General features: G+C 61.6%; 2 pseudogenes. One reads left to right on the top strand and one right to left on the bottom strand.

Annotated elements, in window-relative coordinates:
* Positions 1 to 97: 97 nt before the first annotated feature.
* Positions 98 to 238 (top strand): annotated as a pseudogene (locus K359_RS62980) (IS110 family transposase); the annotation flags it as partial.
* 462 nt (positions 239 to 700) lie between these two features.
* On the opposite strand, the pseudogene K359_RS62970 reads toward K359_RS62980, so the two are convergent.
* Positions 701 to 919, bottom strand: a pseudogene (locus K359_RS62970) (transposase); the annotation flags it as partial.
* Positions 920 to 1015 lie beyond the last annotated feature (96 nt).

Here is a 1015-nt window from a genome sequence, read left to right as displayed (position 1 = left end):
TATCACCGCCTCGGCCGGAGCGGGCTGCTCACGATCGTCTGAATTCGCCGCTCATGATCGCGCGAAATCGCTGCTCACCATCACTGAAATATGCAGCCGCAGCTACCACCGCAAAAAGGGCTGGACGATGCGCTATTTGCGTTGGCTCCAGGAACAACAGTTCGACCACCCCGCACATCAGATCGCGCTACAAGAAATGGTCGAAGCAGTTCGCGTCGCCAGGGACCGGGTCGACCGTAAGCGGGGCTGCGAGGCCCATCAGATTGTTTGTGCGTAGACCTGTGAGCGCCGTTAGAAGAGTCATCTTCTGCAAGGGTGCTCACATTCACAATGGACGACCATTCGGACGACATAAGACGACCGTTGTCACCGCGCATAGAAGTGTACGCCGGCGGCTGCTCGGCGGCGGCCGGAAACAGTGGCCAGATGATTTGAAGGCGCAGATTGTCGCGGATAGTCTCGAGCCGGGCGCGATCGAACAGATGTCGCACGTCGCCATGGCTGCCGGCCCCAGCAGGTGCATGACTGGCGGCGCCGGGCGCGTTCAGGTCAACTGGTGCTGCCAGCTGCGGCGGGTGCACTGTCGTTTGTGCCGTTGGTGTCGGAATCGTCGCCATCGGCGGCTGCAGCTCCCTCCGGGTCGCCGGAAGCAGCCGTTGTGACGGTTGAGCTCCATGGGGCACGAGTTGAGGTGCGAGGGACGCCTGACAGCCTCTCCCGTCGATCGCTCGCTTGGCACAAGACCGAGGTAACCCATAAGTTGACGTGGGCCCTCAAAACGGCTCACGTCACCGACCTCGGTCGCGAATGTCACTGCGACGACCAGATCGACGCCGCGCAATGTTTGAAGCGCCCGCACGAGCGGCTCCAGAGACCAGGTCGAGACGAACTCTTCGATCGTGCGCTCGAGCCGGTCGACCGTAAGCGTAGCTCTTCGGCCCTTTTGAATGGCGCTTGACGTCTATTTTGTTCGCGTGGCGCGTCGCCGCGGTTTCCATGTGTCGGACAACGCGTT

The sequence above is a fragment of the Bradyrhizobium sp. th-b2 genome, from assembly GCF_000426785.1.
GTDB classification, from domain to species: domain Bacteria; phylum Pseudomonadota; class Alphaproteobacteria; order Rhizobiales; family Xanthobacteraceae; genus Bradyrhizobium; species Bradyrhizobium septentrionale.
The sequence above is the reverse complement of the archived record's forward strand: the minus strand, read 5'-3'. Positions and strand labels throughout refer to the sequence as shown.